This is a genomic window from Pseudomonas sp. Marseille-Q5117 (assembly GCF_946901175.1).
Taxonomy (GTDB): domain Bacteria; phylum Pseudomonadota; class Gammaproteobacteria; order Pseudomonadales; family Pseudomonadaceae; genus Aquipseudomonas; species Aquipseudomonas iranensis.
On the sequence record NZ_CAMPPP010000001.1, the window covers coordinates 393,336 to 410,481 of the forward strand.

A 17,146-nucleotide genomic window follows, 5' to 3' on the forward strand; every position below is an offset into this window, starting at 1 on the left:
ACGGATTCTCATTTGCTCAAATAACCTGTGGGAGCTGGCTTGCCAGCGATGAGGCCATCCCATTCACCGCTATCATTTCAGGAACCCCACCATGCCCACCCTCCACAAAATCCTGATCGCCAACCGCGGTGAAATCGCCTGCCGCATCCAGCGCACGGCGCAGGCGCTGGGTTATCGCACCGTCGCCGTGTTCAGCGACGCCGACGCCGATGCGCTACACGTACAAATGGCCGATCAGGCCGTGCACATCGGCCCGGCGCCGGGGCAGCAGTCGTACCTCAACATTGCGGCGATCATCGACGCCGCCCGGCGCAGCGGTGCCGACGCGATTCACCCGGGCTACGGCTTTCTCTCGGAAAACGCCGATTTCGCCCGCGCCTGCGCCGAAGCCGGGCTGACTTTCATCGGCCCCAGCGTCGGAGCGATCGAGTTGATGGGCAGCAAACGCCTGTCGAAAATCGCCATGCTTGCCGCCGGCGTGCCGTGCATTGCCGGCTATCAAGGCGCAGCGCAGGACGACGCGACGCTGCTGGCCGAAGCCGAACGCATCGGCTATCCGCTGATGATCAAGGCCAGTGCCGGTGGCGGTGGACGTGGCATGCGCCTGGTGCACGAGGCCAGCGAACTGGCGGCGCAACTGCGCACCGCGCGGTCCGAAGCAATGAACGGTTTCGGCAGCGACGAGTTGATTCTCGAACAGGCATTGATCGAACCGCGCCACGTCGAAGTGCAATTGTTCGGCGACCAGCACGGCCATCTGGTCTATCTCGGCGAACGCGATTGCTCGATCCAGCGCCGCCATCAGAAAGTCATCGAAGAAGCACCCTGCCCGGTGATGACCGCCGAGCTGCGCCAGGCCATGGGCGAAGCGGCGCTCAAGGCCGGGCGCGCGGTGGATTATGTCGGCGCCGGCACCGTGGAGTTCCTCCTCGACGCACGCGGGCAGTTCTACTTTCTGGAGATGAACACCCGTCTGCAGGTCGAGCATCCGGTGACGGAATTGATCACCGGCCTCGATCTGGTCGCGTGGCAACTGCTGGTTGCCGAGGGCCAGCCGCTGCCGCTGACGCAGGAGCAGATCCGTCTCGACGGTCACGCCATGGAAGTGCGCCTCTACGCTGAAGATCCCGCTGCGGATTTTCTCCCGCAAACCGGCCGAATTGCCGCATGGCAACCGGCTTCGGATCACGGGGCGCGCATCGATCACGGTCTGCTTGAAGGTCAGTCGGTGAGCCCGTTCTACGACCCGCTGCTGGGCAAACTGATCGCCCACGGCGCAACCCGCGAAGAGGCGCGGCGCAAGTTATTGCGTGCGGTGCAGGACACGGTGCTGCTTGGCGTGCAGACCAATCAACGCTTGCTCGAAGGCCTGCTGCAACATCCGCAGTTCATCAGTGGCGATTTCAGCACCGGTTTCATCCAGGAACATTTTTCCAGCCATGCCTGCCTCAGCCCTTACGTACCGACGACGGCGCAACTGGCGATTGCCGTGGCGGTTTTCTATCAGGCCAGCGCCCTGCCCCATCGCGCCCCGCTGAACGGCTGGCGCAACAACGCCAGCGTGCCGTTGCACTATCGACTGGGCAGTGACGAGCAGGACTGGACGCTGTCGGTGCTGGCGCGCAAACCCGGCGAGTTGGTCGTGCAGGCTGGCGAAAGCACTGTGGCGGTGAAAATCATTGAGCACGCCGCGCAATCGATCACCATCGAAGTCGACGGTCTGCGCCAATGTCACGCCTATCGTCTGCACGATCGGCAGCTGTGGCTGTTCACCAATCCGGGCAGCCTGCGCCTGGAGGATCGAACTCATGCGCCGATCGACAGTCAGACCAGCGTCGCCTCCGGCACCCTGAAAGCCCCGATGGACGGTGCCATTGTCGACGTGCTGGTCAGCGAAGGCAGTACGGTCAGCAAGGGTCAATTGCTGGTGGTGCTGGAGGCAATGAAAATGGAGCATCCGTTGAAGGCCGGTATCGATGGCGTGCTCAAACGGGTGCAAGTGAAGGTCGGCGATCAGGTAAAAAATCGTCAGGTTCTGTTGCAGGTCGAGTAGTCGCCCGGGCACAAGCGCGGGGTTTGACTACGCTCTGATAAATCAGAACGCGGAAATCAGGAACCCTGCGATGCCCCATTGGCTGGTCATAGATCTGGAAGCCACCACAGACGAGGGTGGCTGGCCGGTCACGGAAATGGAAATTATCGAGATCGGTGCGACCCTGGTCGACCGCGCCGGGCGCGAGCAGGATCACTTCCAGCGCTTCGTCAAACCGACCCGCCGGCCATTGCTGACGCCATTCTGTCGGGAGCTGACACACATCACTCAGGCCAACATCGATTCGGCGCAACCGCTGAGCGAAGTCTGGCCGGCTTTTGAGCGTTGGCTGGCGCAGCATCAAACCCGTCTGGAAGGCTGGGCCAGTTGGGGCGGTTACGATCGCCAGCAATTGCTGCAGGAGTGGCAGCGCCTGAACATCGACAGCGGCCTGAGCAAAGTCCCGCACATGAACCTCAAACAGCGCTTCGCCAAGGCTCGGCGCCTGGAACGACCGTTGGGGCTCAATGGCGCGCTGCAACTGGCGGGCATGCAGTTCAACGGCCAACAACATCGCGCGCTGGAAGATGCCCGCAATACTGCACGGTTATTGCCGCTGGTCCTGCCGCTTTAGACGCGTGACGGCGCGAAAAGCCTTGTGCATACTGGCCGCCCCCTTTTAAGCCCTTTTCGAGGAATCCGCCCATGTTTAAAGTCAACGAGTACTTCGACGGCACCGTCAAGTCGATCGCCTTTGGCACCGCTGAAGGTCCGGCGACCATTGGCGTCATGGCCCCGGGCGAATACGAATTCGGCACCAGCCAGCGCGAGATCATGCACGTGGTGTCCGGCGCGCTGAACGTAAAACTGCCAGACAGCAGCGACTGGGAAACCTTCGCCGCCGGCAGCCAGTTCAACGTTCCGGCCAACAGCAAGTTCCAACTGAAAGTCGAAGTGGATACCGCTTACCTGTGCGAATACCGCGGCTGATCCCGCCGGTTTCACAGCGCAAAAAAATGCCCGCGTCCAAAAGACCCGGGCATTTTTCGTTTCAGCGACAGCCTATTCGAGAATCTCCACCGGCATGCCGACTTCCAGGCGGCCATTGCCGTCGTTGACCAGATTCTGTCCGAACATCGCGCCATCAGCGGTTGAGCGATGTTTCTGCAACGTCGCGAACGGCTCGCGATCGGTGCTGCGCTCACCGGTTTGCGGGTCGACGGTGGTCATGATGCAACGCGCACATGGCTTGACCACGCGGAATTCGATATCGCCGATGCGAATGCGTTTCCACTGGTCCTCGGCATAAGGCGCGCTGCCTTCGATCACCAGATTCGGACGGAAGCGCAGCATCTCCAGCTCTCGCCCTACCGTTTCCGAGAGGGCCAGCCGCGAAGCTTCGCCGATCAGCAGCAATGGATAACCGTCGGCGAACGCCACTTGATCGTCGTCCTTGCCGAAACCCGACTGCGTGGTGCGCGCCCGCTCGAGTGGCATTTGCACCAGACGTGTCGGCTTGCCGAGGAAGTCGCTGACAAAACGCGCGGCTTGATCACCGGCGTCCGGCACCCGCAGGGTGTCACGCCAGATCGTCACACCGCGCAGCTCGGCGTCGGCAGCGGGCAGCGCGACTTCGATAGATCCCTGCTCGGGAGCGCTGAGGGTCAGACCGCCGCCGGCATTCCATAACCCCGACAACTGACTCATCTTCGCTTCGGCACGCTGGGTCAGAAAGCGCCCGCTGGCCTCGTCCACCAGCATCCAGCGTCGGTCGCCCGCCAGCCCGAGCTTGTCCAGCTCGATGCTTTGCAGGATTTCGCCCTTGCCGGATTTCAACGGGTAACGATAAAGCGCGCTCAGACGCAGCATAGCCAGCTTCCTTGGAGGAAAAACGCCACCCTATACGAGCTTCAATACCGAATCAAAGCCGTCATTAATGTAAATACACTTCTGTGGGAGCGAGCCTGCTCGCGAAGAGGCCGGCACATTCACCATCAATGTGTCCGACCCTGCGCTTTCGCGAGCAGGCTCGCCCAGGAAGCAAGATGTGCGTGTTTCAGGCCGGCACGGCGTCGAGCATCAGACGCTGGCGCACCACGTCGACCAGTTTGTCCGGCTGGAATTTGGAGAGGAAGTTGTCGCAGCCGACCTTCTTCACCATCGAGTCGTTGAAACTGCCCGATAGCGAGGTGTGCAGCACGACGTACAGGCCACGCAGGCGAGGGTCGTTGCGGATCTCCGTGGTCAGGCGATAGCCGTCCATTTCCGGCATTTCCGCATCGGTGAAGATCATCAGCAGTTTGTCGGTCATGTGCACGCCGGTATCGGCCCAGGCCTTGAGCATGTTCAAGGCTTTCAGACCGTCGCTGGCAATGTGCATTTTCACCCCGAGCTGTCCGAGGGTATCGCGCAATTGCGAGAGCGCTACGTTGGAGTCGTCCACCAACAACACTTCGCGGCCACGGGCGCGTTCCAGTACCGGGTCGTCGAGTTTCTCGCGCGAGACCTTGGCGTTGTACGGGACGATTTCAGCGAGGACTTTCTCGACGTCGATGATCTCCACCAGTTGATCGTCGACCTTGCTGATCGCGGTCAGATAATGCTGGCGGCCAGCACTGGTCGGCGGCGGCAGAATGGCTTCCCAGTTCATGTTGACGATGCGGTCGACACCGCCAACGAGGAAGGCCTGCACCGAACGGTTGTATTCGGTGACGATGATCGTGCTGTTCGGGCCCGGCACCAGTGGGCGCATGCCGATTGCCTGGGACAGGTCGATCACCGGCAAGGTCTGTCCGCGCAGGTTGACCACGCCGCAGACGAAGGGATGACGCTGCGGCATCAGGGTCAGCTTGGGCAGTTGCAGCACTTCCTGAACCTTGAACACGTTGATCGCGAACAGCTGGCGTCCGGCCAGGCGAAACATGAGGATTTCCAGGCGATTCTCACCCACCAGTTGCGTGCGTTGGTCTACCGTGTCGAGAATGCCGGCCATCAATGACTCCTGGGCTTGTTCTGATGAATTCACTATGGGGGTTTATCGGCTGCATTCAGCTAATCTTGATTGCTGTAAAGCGCGCCGCTAAAAATGCCATAAACGGCCATTGATGTCACACTGACATCATGCTTTACTGGCAATCGTGATTTCATCTGCTAGATTCATTGCGGCGCGACCTCGGTTTGCACGTTAGGTTCCCGCGCCTAAGGGATTCCCCTAGGATCAATCAGGCCCAACCTGATATTCGCCATTTCCAATAGCCATTACTGTGACGCCATTCTCATTGCATGAACGGAGTCAGGCTATTGTGTGCGATCGCAATTCAGTGGCAACCCACCCTCTGGAACCCCTCGGTCCGTGCACCTGCACCGCCGGGCGCGATCTGCCGACGATTCACGATCGTCGCCACACACGGCCATCCGTCAACCAACACGACGTGGTGGAGATGAACATGCCAATCGACCGTAAAGACTGGGCGCAACGCTTCCCCGAATTTCTGGTCGAGGCCGAAACGCTTCTCGCCAAGTCCGAAGAATGCCTGAGCCATCTGCAACTGATCAGCAATGACAAGGATGCCATCGACTGCATGCTCGGCACTCTGTTGAAGCTGGCCGGCCGCGCCGAAGCCTTGGCACTGGAAGCAATCTCCGAGTTTTCCCTGCACATCTACAGCCTGCTGAATCTGACCCAGGATCGCGTCGACCTTCACGAACAGGCCCTCGATGCCTTGCGGGACTGTTTCACCCTGATGGCATGGCAGCTTGAGCTGGTCGATCATAAAACCGGACAACTGAGCCTTGATGGCAGCGAGCAGACAGCCCTGCTTGAGGCCTTCGCGGCACAAATGGGCCAGGACACGTTCGAGCCGAAGATGATGAGCAAACGTTTGCTCTCTTCGCCCTTTACCGCGCATCAGGCTTAAGCCTGCAATCCGCGATATTGTCGCAAATGAATGCTTCGTACCTGAAAGCGACAATCCGGGGCAAATAATCTGCCCGACCAACGGCTGATTTCCAGATGCCGCCATCAGGGTTTTCCCTGTGTGCTCCCAGAGACACTTCCAGGCAAAATCGAAGTCGTCCAACTACAAGAACTCCAACTTTTTCCAATATGGAACTTGCGTCCACGATCCGGTATTTCCTGACTGAATGGACATATATAGTGACCGCGACCAACGGTATGTTAAGTGGTATTATGCCGCCGGTTAATTACCTGCCGTTTAATGGCACAGTGACTCCAGCGTTTCATTAGCAATGTTATTGCCGGTCAATGATTGCTTAACGAATGCGGTATGAATCAATAACATAATTGACAGTATTTCCACACAGAGATCCGCCAGTCACCGGTCGGTCTGCCCGCAGCGAACATCCATTGGCTCCATCCGTTATGTACGCCAGTCTCAAGTCACTCATTACATGGCCACCTTCTCGGGAAAACGCCCGGCGCTTCACACTTGTTCTGTGTGTTCTGGCGACCTTGGGCAGCCTGCTGGCGTATGTTGTTTCCGCACGTCTTCCCTTGGGATTGCTGGCACTCGACGTTGCCGCCACCGCGTGCGTCTGGGTGCAATATCGCTTGTCGCGCAAATCGATCAAGTTTCAGCCACAAGAGCTGGCTGATCGACTGCTGCAAGTCCAGGAAAACGAACGACATCGCCTCAGCCGTGAATTGCACGACGATATCGGCCAGTTGCTCACCGCCGCGAAGCTGCAAAGTGACTGGCTCAAACGCCGCCTGCCGGAAGATCTGCAGGAACAATGCAAGGTCCTCTGCGACACGCTGGATGAAACCCTGACCAAGGTGCGTGACGTCTCGGCGATTCTCAATCCACGTCAATTGACCAGCCTGGGCCTTGAAGCCAGCCTGCGTGCGCACTTGCTCAAGACACTGGCCAACACGCCGGTCAACTGGAGTCTCGATTGCCAGCAACGGCTCAACGGCATTCCCGAGGAAATGGCCGTCGCGGCGTTTCGCATCGCCCAGGAAGCCGTGACCAACATCCTCCGGCACGCACAGGCAAAAAACCTGTTGATTCGGGTACAGCGATTGCCGCAAGGTCTGACGCTGTTGATCAGTGATGACGGCCTGGGTTTTGCTCCGGCGGCCGACCCGGCCAGAGAAGGCCAACGCGGCATGGCCGGAATGGCCGAGCGTATCGAACAACTGGGCGGCACATTGAGCGTTATCAGCGAGCCGGGCAAAGGCACTCGAATCGAAGCACTATTCCCGTGGGCGCCTCGGGCACTCGAACGGGCCAGTACGAATAAGGTTATGCGTTGACTTGTAACTTACTTCTGGTGGATGACCACTCGCTGATCAGAGCCGGCGTGCGCGCTCTGGTACTGGATATTCCCGGTTACGCGGTAATCGGCGAAGCCAGTGATGGTTCGCAATTGCTTGAAATGGTCGAGCAATTGAGCCCGGACATCGTATTGCTGGACATCTCGATGAGAGAAACCGGTGGCCTGGAAGCGCTGCAACGGCTCAAGCGCGTGCGGCCGCAGAGCAAAGTGCTGATTCTGTCGATGCACACCGATCCGGCGCTGATCATGCAGGCACTGGAATCCGGCGCTCATGGCTACCTGCTCAAGGACACCACGGCCACCGAGCTCGAGCACGCGCTGGAAGCCCTGCGCAACAACGAACGCTACCTCAGCCCGGCCATTGCCCATACGGTGATCAATCAGGCACTGACGCGAAACCAGAAAAGCCAGCCGGACGTCGCCGATTCGCACAATCTGACCGCGCGCCAGCTGGAAATCCTTCGCCTGATCGTGCGCGGTAAATCGACCCGGGAAATCGCCAACGGCCTGGGCTTAAGCGTCAAGACCGTGGAAACCCACCGCGCACAGATCATGAAGCGCCTGCAAATCTACGACGTGGCGGGCCTGGTGCTGTTCGCTGTGCGTGAACAGATCATCAGCCTTGATGACTGATTGACGGTTGTTGGCCCAATAACGGCGAGTCCTTCGGCAGATGCACCTGCAACGCTGCAGGTTTCGCAACAAATCGCAGACTGTCGCCTTCCAGCGGCTCGCCATCGAGATTGATGCTCAGCCCTTCGGCGACCTTGATCTCGACCCACGGCAATCGCGCCCGCACAAACATGTTGTCGAGGCCGAAGCCCTCGCTCAGCAGATTCTTCAACGTGCCGACCAGCTCCTGCGGTGCCGGCAAAATGCTGATATCCAGCAAACCATCGTCGACTCGCGCCTCGGGGCACAGCACATGGCCGCCACCCGCCTGCCGTCCGTTGCCGATGCCCAGTGCGAGCAGTTCACCCTGCCAATGAAAATCCGGGCCTTGCAACTCGCCGTAAGCAGCATGCAGCTCGCTGAACCGGGTCAAACCGGTGAACAGGTAGGCGGCACCGCCCAAGACCTTTTTCAAGTCTTCCGAGGTGTTGGCGGTCACCTGGCTACCGAATCCGCCGGTCGCCATGTTCAGGAAAATCTGCCCGCCCACCTCGCCCAGATCGATATCCGAGGGCTGAACATCCAGTAGTTCAAGGGCTTCGGCAGGCTCCAGGGAAATACCGGCGGCACGGGAAAAATCGTTGGCGGTGCCCAGCGGCAGGAGGACGAGACTGGCTTTTTGCGGCTGCTGAGCCAGCGCTTCGGCGATGTCGCGCAACGTGCCATCACCGCCACCGGCGATGATTTTGCTGTAGCCGGCCGCCAACGCTTCCTCGACCAGACGCTGGGCGTCGCCAGCCTCCCAGGTCACTCGTACAGCCAGTTCCCAGCCTTGCTCACGCTTGGCTTCGACGGCAGCGCGGACATCTTCGTTGAGTGCCTGTTTGCCATGCAAGATCAGCAGTGCCCGGCGTTCACTCATAACGTCACTCCAAGAATTGAAATCGATTGAAACATCTTGACCACTGCGCGCGTTAAAAAAGCCGCAGGGATGGCAATTAATTGCTTTTCAAACGGCCAGCGTCCTACACAGCGGTATTTTTTCGTACGGAACAAGAGGAATCGGCTTAATTGACCCCGTCCGATCATTGGGTCACCGTGTGCCGGCAGTACCAACTTTCAACTCAATAACACAAGGATGTGCCGGTAATGAACGGATACCCTGCGATTCATTTCCATGAATCGAGCAATGGAATAATCAGCAAGCGTGCAGTTGCTACGACCAGCGAGTACTTCCATGCGCAACCATGAAACCAAGGCACCGGTGAGCCCGGTAGCCGCTCTCGCCGAAAGTCGTGCCAGCAAGAAACCAGACTTCTGTAACAGCGCCAAGACCCCTGGAGAGTTTGATATGGAACCCCGAGTCAGCGAGCTGGAGACTCACTTCAAATACATGCGCCGCGACATGGACGAAGTGCTCAATGATGTCCGGACGATCAAACACCGTCTGGCGTATTCGGCGGGTGCAACCGCTGTCATCCTGGGACTGCTGGGATGGGTGGCCAACAGCCGATTCGACCAGTTGGTGACACTGATCAGCAACTGACCGAATCAATCGTTGCACGCGCCGTGCTTAACAGCCGACGCGTGCATGGGCAAGACGGGTTACCCCAGCAGGTCACTGAGGGGAATGAAGCTCACTTCATCACCCTCGCTCAGCGTGCGGCTCTCTCGGACTTCTACTAACCCGTCGGCCCACGCGGCGCTGCGCAGCACACCCGAACTCTGGTTGCGGTAAATGATTGCGCGCCCCTGCTCCAAGCGCCCGCGCAAATATTCACGACGGTTGCCGGCCACCGGCCAGACAAAGCCTGCTGGCACTGCAAACTTGAGTGGTTCGACGGCTTGCACACCCAGGCGACGCAAAAGATAAGGCCGCGTCAGCAGGGCGAACGTCACCAGCGTCGAGGCGGGATTGCCGGGCAGGCCAATCACCGGCACGTTGCGAAAATGGCCGAAGGTCAACGGCTTCCCGGGCTTGATGGCCAGCTTCCACAGGGCCAACTCGCCTTCTTCACGCAGGGCAATGCCGAGGAAATCCGCCTCACCGACCGAGACACCGCCGGTAGACAGAATCAGATCGACATTTTGTAGCTCGCCCAACCGCGCCCGCGTGGTGGCCAGATCGTCCGGGAGAATTCCGCCATCGATCACTTCACAACCCAGACGCTGCAGCCAACTGCACAGAAGTACGCGATTGCTGTTGTAGATCTGGCCCGGGCCCAATGCCTGGCCGGGTTCAACCAGCTCGTCGCCGGTGGACAAAACAGCGACGCGAGGTTTGCGCACGACATTGAGGCCGGCACAGCCAAGCGAAGCAGCCAGGCCCTGCTCAATCGGTCCGAGCCGGGTGCCAGCTTGCAGCACCAATTCGCCGACCGTAGTTTCCTGGCCCTGCGGACGAATGTTCTGCCCGGCTTTCAAAGGCTCTAGAAAGCGCACCCGGCCATCAGCCTGAGCTTCAGCATTTTCCTGCATCTCGACACAGTCGGCGCCCGGCGGCAACGGTGCCCCGGTGAAGATGCGTGCGCAGGTGCCTGGCTCCAAAGGTTGTGGAGATTGTCCGGCAAACACCTTTTGACTGACCGGCAGCGGCTCGCCCTGCCAACCCGCCAGGTTCAAGGCGTAGCCGTCCATGGCGCTGTTTGGCCACGGCGGCAGATCCAGCGTCGAGATCAGATCTTCCGCCAGCACCCGCCCTTCGACTTGAGCCAGCGGCAAGTGCTCGCGCTCGACAATGCGCGACGCATCGGCCATGGCCAGCAAACGCTCGAGCGCCGTTTCGACAGGCACCAAACTGCCGGTCTTGCCCGGCTTACCCACGGGATTCACAAGGCGCCGCCTGCTTCAGATGGGTGACGAAGTTGCAGGGACGATGACGGGCGTCCAGTTGCTCAGCAAGAATGCCATCCCAGCCAGTGCGCACCGCATTGGTCGAACCCGGCAGGCAGCACACCAGCGTGCCGTTGGCCAGACCGGCCAGGGCACGGGACTGCACGGTCGAAGTGCCGATATCGGCTACGGAAATCTGGCGGAACAGTTCGCCAAAACCGTCGACCTGCTTGTCGAGCAGGCATGCCACCGCTTCCGGCGTGCTGTCACGCCCGGTGAAGCCGGTGCCGCCGGTGATCAACACAACCTGAACCACATCGTCGGCAATCCAGTTGGCGACTTGCGCGCGAATTTTGTAGAGATCATCTTTAAGCAAAACCCGCTCGGCCAGCGCGTGACCGGCCGCGATCAAGCGATCAACGAAGACCTGGCCGGAGGTATCGGTTTCCAGGGTTCGGGTGTCGCTGACAGTCAGCACCGCAATATTGAGCGGCACGAAAGGTACATCAGCCTTGGCTTTCATAGGCTCTTCCAGTTGTAGGGGAAACAGCCCGGTGTTATATCACAGCGGCTCATTTTTCCGCCGCCCCTCTGGAGAGTCGTCATGCCCTCGAACAGTCAATTGCCGCCCTGCTCCGTCCTGCTTCTGGCGGGTGGACGCGGCCAGCGCATGGGCGGTCAGGACAAGGGGCTTATCGAGTGGCTGGGCGAGCCTTTGATCGCGCATTTGCAGCGCAAGGTACGGCCGCTGACCGACGATCTGATCATCTCGTGCAACCGCAATCGCGAGCGCTATGCCACGTTCGCCGATCAGTTGGTGATGGATGATGAAGGCGATTTCCCCGGGCCGCTGGCCGGTATTCGTGCCGGGCTGAAAGCGGCGCGCCATGCGCATTTGCTGGTGTTGCCGTGTGATGTGCCGCGAATCGACAAGGCGTTGCTCGAAGACATGCTGAATACTGCCGATCAGCAACGTGAAAAACCTTTAATGCTGCGCCACGGCGAACATTGGGAACCGCTGCTGTGCGTGATTCCCGTGGCGCTGTTGCCGGCATTCGAAGCAGCCTGGGATGCAGGTGAACGCAGCCCGGGCCGGGTGATGCGCAGCCTCGGTGCCGTTGCATTGCAATGTCCTGACAACGACCCGCGACTGGCCAACCTCAACACCCCGGAATTGTTACATCTGCACAACACTGTGTCAGACTGACATTATCCAAGGAACTCTCACGCCTTGTTTACGTCTCAAGCTCAGTAACCAGAAGATTTCCCATTCGGAGACACACTCATGACTCAACGGACCCTCGCCACTTTCATGCTCGCACTGGGCCTGGCAACCCTCGCAGGTTGCTCCTCGCCAACAGTGATCACCTTGAATGACGGTCGCGAAATCCAGGCCGTCGACACCCCGAAATACGATGATGATTCGGGCTTCTACGAGTTCCAGCAGCTGGACGGCAAAGAGACCCGCATCAACAAGGATCAGGTTCGTACCGTTAAAGAGCTGTAAGGCTCCGCGTCGTTACCGGATACAGAAAAGCCCGCATTGTCATGCGGGCTTTTTCATGGGCGCTCGGAAAGCAGTTTCAGCATTACCACTGTAAGGTGATTTGACTCTCGAACTCCCGCAATTCACCGGTCACCGGGTCAGAGAAGCGCAGGCCCTGCGCAAGCAGCTTCAACGGGTTGGCGTAATCGTCCTCGACATCTTTCAACACCGTCGGATAAAACGGGTCGTTGCAAATACTTGCGCCCAGCGACGTCATGTGCACCCGCAACTGATGCTTCTTGCCCGTCACGGGGTAGAGGCCATAGCGCCACAGATCCCCGTTTTTCCCCCGCCCCTCGACCGCCGTTTCGGTATTGCTGGCGCCAGGTCCTTCCTGCATGCGGAAAAACGGCTCGCCATCGACCAGGCGGCTCTTGTGCACCAAGGGGAAATTCAGCTCGGGCAACGCCGGGGCGATCGCTTCGTAGCGCTTGTCGATCTGCCGGGTCGGGAACAATGACTGATAGGCCGAGCGGGTTTGCGGGTTAGCCGAGAAGATCACCAGCCCTGCGGTGTGCCGGTCAATGCGGTGCAGCGGCACCAGATGCGGATTGTCCAGCCGACGGATCAGCCGGCGCAGCAGGGTTTGTTCGACATATTCCCCGGCCGGGGTTACTGGCAGAAAATGAGGTTTGTCGGCCACTACCAGATGTTCGTCGGCATAAAGAATCGACTCGAGAACCGGGATCGGTTTTTCGTCCGGCACTTCGCGGAAGTAGTGAATGCGCAGGCCTTCCTTGTACGGTAAGTCCAATGCAATCGGCTGACCCTGCGCATCCAGCACCCGCCCTCGAGCGATGCGATCAAGCCACTGCTCGCGGCCGATGGCACTGAAATGCTCGCACAGACAATCGACAACAGTGACCCACGGACCGGGGGGCAAATACAACGTGCTGGCCTGATTTTGCGCAGCGTTAAAGCTGGATGTGGACATTCGAATACGGATCCTCAATGCAGGCCGGCATTATCCAACACTGAGGCAAAGCCACCTAGCGCAGTTTGTTCAAGCCGGAATCGATTTGAGGGCCGCCGCCTCGGTGAACTCTTTCAGCCAGCGCAACACATCGACGGCCTCCCAACGCCCCGGATCATACAAGGCGTAGAGCAGGCCCTGATAACCGACCACATCCAGTTGCTTGTGATAACCGGCGCGCTGAAACAGGGCTTCGATTTCGGCAAAGCAGGTATTGAAATGCAGCTTGTTGAATGGCGTCTTGCCTTCCGTGACCAGCCCGTCCAGGCGCAATTCGAGGACGGCCTCGCGCACCACGTCCACCGACATCCGGTTAACGCTGCTCTTCAACTGTTCGACATTGACCACGATTCATCCCTCTGACTCGATTGCTGTATGGACATACAGTAACCGAAGAATTCAGCGAGCGCCAACGCAAGGATGTATCGCTGCGACCAGCGGAAGGATCAAGGCAAAATCAACAGCCTAAAAATGCCACTACCTGGTCGCCACTGAACGGCCAATCCAGCTCAGCGCCAGTGTCGACCCGCCGCAGTACCGGGATGCGCAAGCTGTATTTTTCGAACCACGATTCGTCTTCGGCGATGTCCACCAATTCAACCAGCAGACCATGCTCGACGAAGGGCATCAGCTCGGCTTCGGCAACTTCACACAGATGACACCCGAGGGTGCCGAACAGCTGACATTCTGGAGACATGACGGCATTACCGGAAAACAAGTGAGCCCATTCTAGGACGCCACTAAACCCTCGTCGACCCGGCGGCGCCCAAAGGACCCAGCGCTCCCGGCGCAAAATCCTGACGCAAATCATTCAGCGCAAATTGCAAATGCGTCATCCTCGCGGACTTTTTGCCTCTACGCTTCAGAGGCCAACGCCCTGACAGCGGAGTGTCCCGTGTTTGCAAATCTGTTGATCATCCTCGCCTCATCCCTGGTGGTGATTGCCCTGTTCCGGCGCCTGCGACTGCCGCCGGTGCTGGGTTACCTGTGCGTGGGATTACTGGTCGGGCCGAACGCATTCGACTGGGTCAACGAGAGCGAACATCTGCCCGATGTCGCCGAGCTGGGCGTGGTGTTTCTGCTGTTTTCGCTGGGTCTGGAGTTCTCCCTGTCGAAGATGATTGCGCTGCGTCAGGTGGTGTTTCGCCTCGGCAGTCAGCAAGTGCTGATCAGCACAGCGCTGCTCGGCACACTGTTGATGGGCCTGGGCATGCCGCTGATGCCGGCGCTGTTACTCGGCGCAGGGTTATCGCTGTCATCCACGGCGATCGTGACCAAGGAGCTGGGCAGTCTTGGTGAAGTATTCAGCAGCCACGGCCAGAACGCGGTCGGCGTGTTGCTGTTTCAGGACGTTGTCGCGGTATTGCTGCTGACACTGGTTCCGGTCTTCGCCGGCACCAGCGAGCAGGCCTGGTATTGGGCCCTGCCGTTGACCCTGGGCAAAACCGTGGTGCTGTTCTTCGGCCTGCTGCTCGCCAGTCGCTGGTTATTGCCACGGCTGTTTCATGAGGTGGCGGCCTCGCGCTCTGCGGAGCTGTTCGTCCTGCTGGCGCTGGTGATCGTGCTGCTGACTGCCTGGCTCACGCACTTGTTGGGGCTGTCGCCTGCACTCGGCGCTTTCCTCGCCGGCATGTTGCTCGGGGAAAGCCATTACCGGCACCAGATCGAAGCCGACATCCGGCCCTTTCGCGACATTCTGCTCGGCGTGTTCTTCGTCAGCATCGGCATGCTGATCGACCTGCAATTGTTCGTCAGTCACAGCCTGTTGATCATCGGCCTGACGCTCGGCCTGATGCTGATCAAGGGCATCGTGGTCGCGCTGCTGGTGAAGTGGCGCGGCAGTGACAGCGAAACCGCATGGCGCAGCGGCCTGGCCCTGGCCCAGGGTGGCGAATTCTGTTTTGCCTTGATGGCGCAGATGCAGCAGAACAGCCTGTTGCCGGCCGAACCGGGCGCCCTGCTGCTCGCGGCGACGTTCTGTTCGATGCTGCTCACGCCACTGCTGTTGCGTGCGGCGCCGCGCATTGCCGCCGTGCTGCACCGCAAGCCCAATCAGGAAGCGCAGATCGAACAGATCAGCGCGCTCAACGCCGACCTCGACCAGCACGTGGTGATCTGCGGCTACGGGCGCGTCGGCCAATCCATCGGCCGCTTCATGGGCAACGCCGGGCAAGCCTATGTTGCGCTGGACAACGATCCGGTGCGGGTGCAGGAAGCCGCATCCGCGGAAAGCGACGTGCATTACGGCGACTCGGCGCGTGGCGATCTGCTTACTGCGGTTGGCCTGTTGCGCGCCAGGCTGCTGGTAATCGCCGTGGATCAGAGCGACGTGGCGTTGCGCATTCTGCGCGAAGCCCGGCGACTCAACCGACAGGTGCCGATTCTGGTACGCACCCGTGACGACAGCCAATCGGCGGAACTCAGAGCTGCCGGCGCCACCGAGGTGGTGCCGGAGCTTTTGGAGTCAAGCCTGATGCTCGCTTCACACGCGCTGATCATGCTTGGCCTGCCCGCGCACAAAGTGCAGGAGAAGGTCGATCAAGTGCGTATCGATCGCTATCGCCTGCTCCACGGTTTCTATCCCGGAGCCAATGATGAGGAAATCTAGTCCTGACTCACCGCGCCGATCTTGTGCAGCGACAGGTCGGCGCCGTAATACTCTTGTTCCTGACTCAGGCGCAGCCCATGCAATGCCTTGATCGCGCCGTAGACGACGAAGCCGCCGACCAGCGCGACCGCGACACCAAGCGCAGTGCCGATCAACTGGCTGATCAGGCTGACACCGCCCAGGCCACCCAGCGCAGACTGACCGAAGATGCCGCAGGCAATCCCGCCCCACACGCCACACAAACCATGCAGCGGCCATACGCCCAGCACATCGTCGATGCGCCATTTGACTTGGGCAGCGGTAAAGCACCAGACAAACAAGGCTCCGGCGATCGCGCCGGTTACCAGCGCACCGACCGGATGCATCAGGTCGGAGCCGGCGCAAATCGCCACCAGCCCGGCCAGCGGGCCGTTGTGCAGAAAGCCCGGGTCATTGCGCCCGACGATCAACGCGGCGACGGTGCCACCGACCATGGCCATCAGCGAGTTGACCGCGACCAGGCCACTGACACCTTGCAGGGTCTGCGCGCTCATCACGTTGAAGCCGAACCAGCCGACAATCAGGATCCACGAGCCCAGCGCCAGAAACGGAATGCTCGACGGCGCGAACGCGACCAGGCGCCCATCGCGATAGCGACCATTGCGCGGGCCGAGCAGCAGAACAGCGGCCAATGCCAGCCAACCGCCCACGGCATGCACCACCACCGAGCCGGCGAAATCATGGAATGCCGCGCCAAACTGCGCCGTCAGCCAGCCTTGCAAGCCGAAGTTGCCGTTCCAGATCAGCCCTTCGAAAAACGGATAGATAAACGCTACGATCAGCGCCGTCGCGCACAACTGCGGGACGAAACGCGCGCGTTCGGCAATGCCGCCGGAAATGATCGCCGGGATGGCGGCAGCGAAGGTCAGCAAAAAGAAAAACTTCACCAGGCCATAGCCATGGTCAGCCGTGAGCACCGCTGCCGGTTGCATGAAGGTGACGCCATAGGAGATCCAATAGCCTATAAAGAAATAGGCCAGGGTCGACACGGCAAAGTCGCTGAGGATTTTCGCCAGTGCATTGACCTGGTTCTTCTGCCGGACCGTGCCGACCTCCAGAAAGGCGAAACCGGCGTGCATCGCCAGAACCATCACCGCACCGATCAGGATGAACAATGTATTGGAGCTGTGAACCAGCGTGTCCACAGCGCTTTGCAGATTTTCCATAAGGAGGCAGACCCAAGGGTAAAAGGCACCAAAGCGGTTC

18 protein-coding genes and 2 pseudogenes are annotated in these 17,146 nt (G+C 59.8%); 11 read left to right on the forward strand and 9 right to left on the reverse strand.

The window, feature by feature from the left end; genetic code table 11:
- Window positions 1-91 precede the first annotated feature (91 nt).
- The 4 genes and pseudogenes from OC605_RS01835 to OC605_RS01845 form a co-directional block, all read left to right on the forward strand.
- Window positions 92-1,607 (forward strand): annotated as a pseudogene (locus OC605_RS01835) (acetyl/propionyl/methylcrotonyl-CoA carboxylase subunit alpha); the annotation flags it as partial.
- Window positions 1,608-1,708: 101 nt separating this feature from the next.
- Window positions 1,709-2,053: pseudogene (locus OC605_RS28080) on the forward strand (acetyl-CoA carboxylase biotin carboxyl carrier protein subunit); the annotation flags it as partial.
- A gap of 70 nt (window positions 2,054-2,123) precedes the next feature.
- Entirely contained in the window at window positions 2,124-2,666 is a 543-nt protein-coding gene (locus tag OC605_RS01840; RefSeq protein WP_016770826.1) for an exonuclease domain-containing protein, read from the forward strand.
- 71 nt (window positions 2,667-2,737) lie between these two features.
- Entirely contained in the window at window positions 2,738-3,022 is a 285-nt protein-coding gene (locus tag OC605_RS01845; RefSeq protein WP_016770827.1) for a pyrimidine/purine nucleoside phosphorylase, read from the forward strand.
- A gap of 72 nt (window positions 3,023-3,094) precedes the next feature.
- On the opposite strand, the gene OC605_RS01850 is transcribed toward OC605_RS01845, so the two are convergent.
- Complete coding sequence (locus OC605_RS01850) at window positions 3,095-3,901, reverse strand: MOSC domain-containing protein (protein WP_262136168.1); 807 nt, start codon at window positions 3,899-3,901, stop codon at window positions 3,095-3,097.
- Window positions 3,902-4,088: 187 nt separating this feature from the next.
- Window positions 4,089-5,024, reverse strand: coding sequence for a chemotaxis protein CheV (locus tag OC605_RS01855; protein WP_016770829.1), 936 nt, complete (start codon window positions 5,022-5,024; stop codon window positions 4,089-4,091).
- Between the two features lie 454 nt (window positions 5,025-5,478).
- On the opposite strand from OC605_RS01855, the gene OC605_RS01860 reads away from it, so the two are divergent.
- The 3 genes from OC605_RS01860 (at window position 5,479) to OC605_RS01870 (ending at window position 7,963) form a co-directional block, all read left to right on the forward strand.
- Window positions 5,479-5,949, forward strand: coding sequence for a hypothetical protein (locus tag OC605_RS01860; RefSeq protein ID WP_186567899.1), 471 nt, complete (start codon window positions 5,479-5,481; stop codon window positions 5,947-5,949).
- A 464-nt stretch (window positions 5,950-6,413) separates the two neighbouring features.
- Window positions 6,414-7,307 (forward strand): sensor histidine kinase, encoded by an 894-nt coding sequence (locus OC605_RS01865; protein WP_122700119.1) that lies wholly within the window; start codon window positions 6,414-6,416, stop codon window positions 7,305-7,307.
- Entirely contained in the window at window positions 7,304-7,963 is a 660-nt protein-coding gene (locus tag OC605_RS01870) for a response regulator transcription factor (protein WP_016770832.1), read from the forward strand. Before OC605_RS01865 ends, OC605_RS01870 begins: the two co-directional genes overlap by 4 nt.
- On the opposite strand, the gene yegS is transcribed toward OC605_RS01870, so the two are convergent.
- A complete protein-coding gene (gene yegS, locus OC605_RS01875; protein ID WP_262136169.1) occupies window positions 7,947-8,864 on the reverse strand; it encodes a lipid kinase YegS in 918 nt (305 codons plus the stop codon). The genes OC605_RS01870 and yegS overlap by 17 nt on opposite strands.
- Before the next feature lie 315 nt (window positions 8,865-9,179).
- Between yegS and OC605_RS01880 the strand changes: the two genes are divergently transcribed.
- Window positions 9,180-9,488, forward strand: coding sequence for a hypothetical protein (locus OC605_RS01880; RefSeq protein WP_016770834.1), 309 nt, complete (start codon window positions 9,180-9,182; stop codon window positions 9,486-9,488).
- Window positions 9,489-9,547: 59 nt separating this feature from the next.
- Here OC605_RS01880 and glp read toward each other — a convergent pair whose 3' ends face one another.
- Both glp and moaB read right to left on the reverse strand, forming a co-directional pair.
- Entirely contained in the window at window positions 9,548-10,774 is a 1,227-nt protein-coding gene (gene glp / locus OC605_RS01885) for a gephyrin-like molybdotransferase Glp (RefSeq protein WP_262136170.1), read from the reverse strand.
- On the reverse strand, window positions 10,758-11,297 hold the full coding sequence (gene moaB, locus OC605_RS01890; RefSeq protein ID WP_016770598.1) for a molybdenum cofactor biosynthesis protein B: 540 nt from the start codon (window positions 11,295-11,297) through the stop codon (window positions 10,758-10,760). Before moaB ends, glp begins: the two co-directional genes overlap by 17 nt.
- Window positions 11,298-11,378: 81 nt before the next feature.
- Between moaB and mobA the strand changes: the two genes are divergently transcribed.
- Both mobA and OC605_RS01900 read left to right on the forward strand, forming a co-directional pair.
- Window positions 11,379-11,981, forward strand: a complete 603-nt coding sequence (gene mobA, locus OC605_RS01895; protein WP_186567895.1) for a molybdenum cofactor guanylyltransferase MobA — start codon at window positions 11,379-11,381, stop codon at window positions 11,979-11,981.
- A gap of 78 nt (window positions 11,982-12,059) precedes the next feature.
- Complete coding sequence (locus OC605_RS01900; protein ID WP_016770600.1) at window positions 12,060-12,281, forward strand: YgdI/YgdR family lipoprotein; 222 nt, start codon at window positions 12,060-12,062, stop codon at window positions 12,279-12,281.
- Between the two features lie 82 nt (window positions 12,282-12,363).
- Here the strand turns inward: OC605_RS01900 and OC605_RS01905 are convergent, their stop codons facing one another.
- The 3 genes from OC605_RS01905 to OC605_RS01915 form a co-directional block, all read right to left on the reverse strand.
- Window positions 12,364-13,254, reverse strand: a complete 891-nt coding sequence (locus OC605_RS01905) for a pseudouridine synthase (protein WP_262136171.1) — start codon at window positions 13,252-13,254, stop codon at window positions 12,364-12,366.
- A 69-nt stretch (window positions 13,255-13,323) separates the two neighbouring features.
- Window positions 13,324-13,641: a hypothetical protein gene (locus OC605_RS01910; RefSeq protein WP_016770837.1), complete on the reverse strand. Its 318-nt coding sequence runs from the start codon at window positions 13,639-13,641 to the stop codon at window positions 13,324-13,326.
- A gap of 109 nt (window positions 13,642-13,750) precedes the next feature.
- Window positions 13,751-13,990, reverse strand: coding sequence for a glutaredoxin family protein (locus tag OC605_RS01915; RefSeq protein ID WP_122611525.1), 240 nt, complete (start codon window positions 13,988-13,990; stop codon window positions 13,751-13,753).
- A gap of 198 nt (window positions 13,991-14,188) precedes the next feature.
- Here OC605_RS01915 and OC605_RS01920 point away from each other — a divergent pair, with 198 nt between their 5' ends.
- On the forward strand, window positions 14,189-15,901 hold the full coding sequence (locus tag OC605_RS01920; protein WP_016770839.1) for a cation:proton antiporter: 1,713 nt from the start codon (window positions 14,189-14,191) through the stop codon (window positions 15,899-15,901).
- Here OC605_RS01920 and OC605_RS01925 read toward each other — a convergent pair.
- Window positions 15,898-17,106 (reverse strand): ammonium transporter, encoded by a 1,209-nt coding sequence (locus tag OC605_RS01925; RefSeq protein WP_073472450.1) that lies wholly within the window; start codon window positions 17,104-17,106, stop codon window positions 15,898-15,900. The two genes, OC605_RS01920 and OC605_RS01925, sit on opposite strands and share 4 nt — an antisense overlap.
- Window positions 17,107-17,146: the final 40 nt, after the last annotated feature.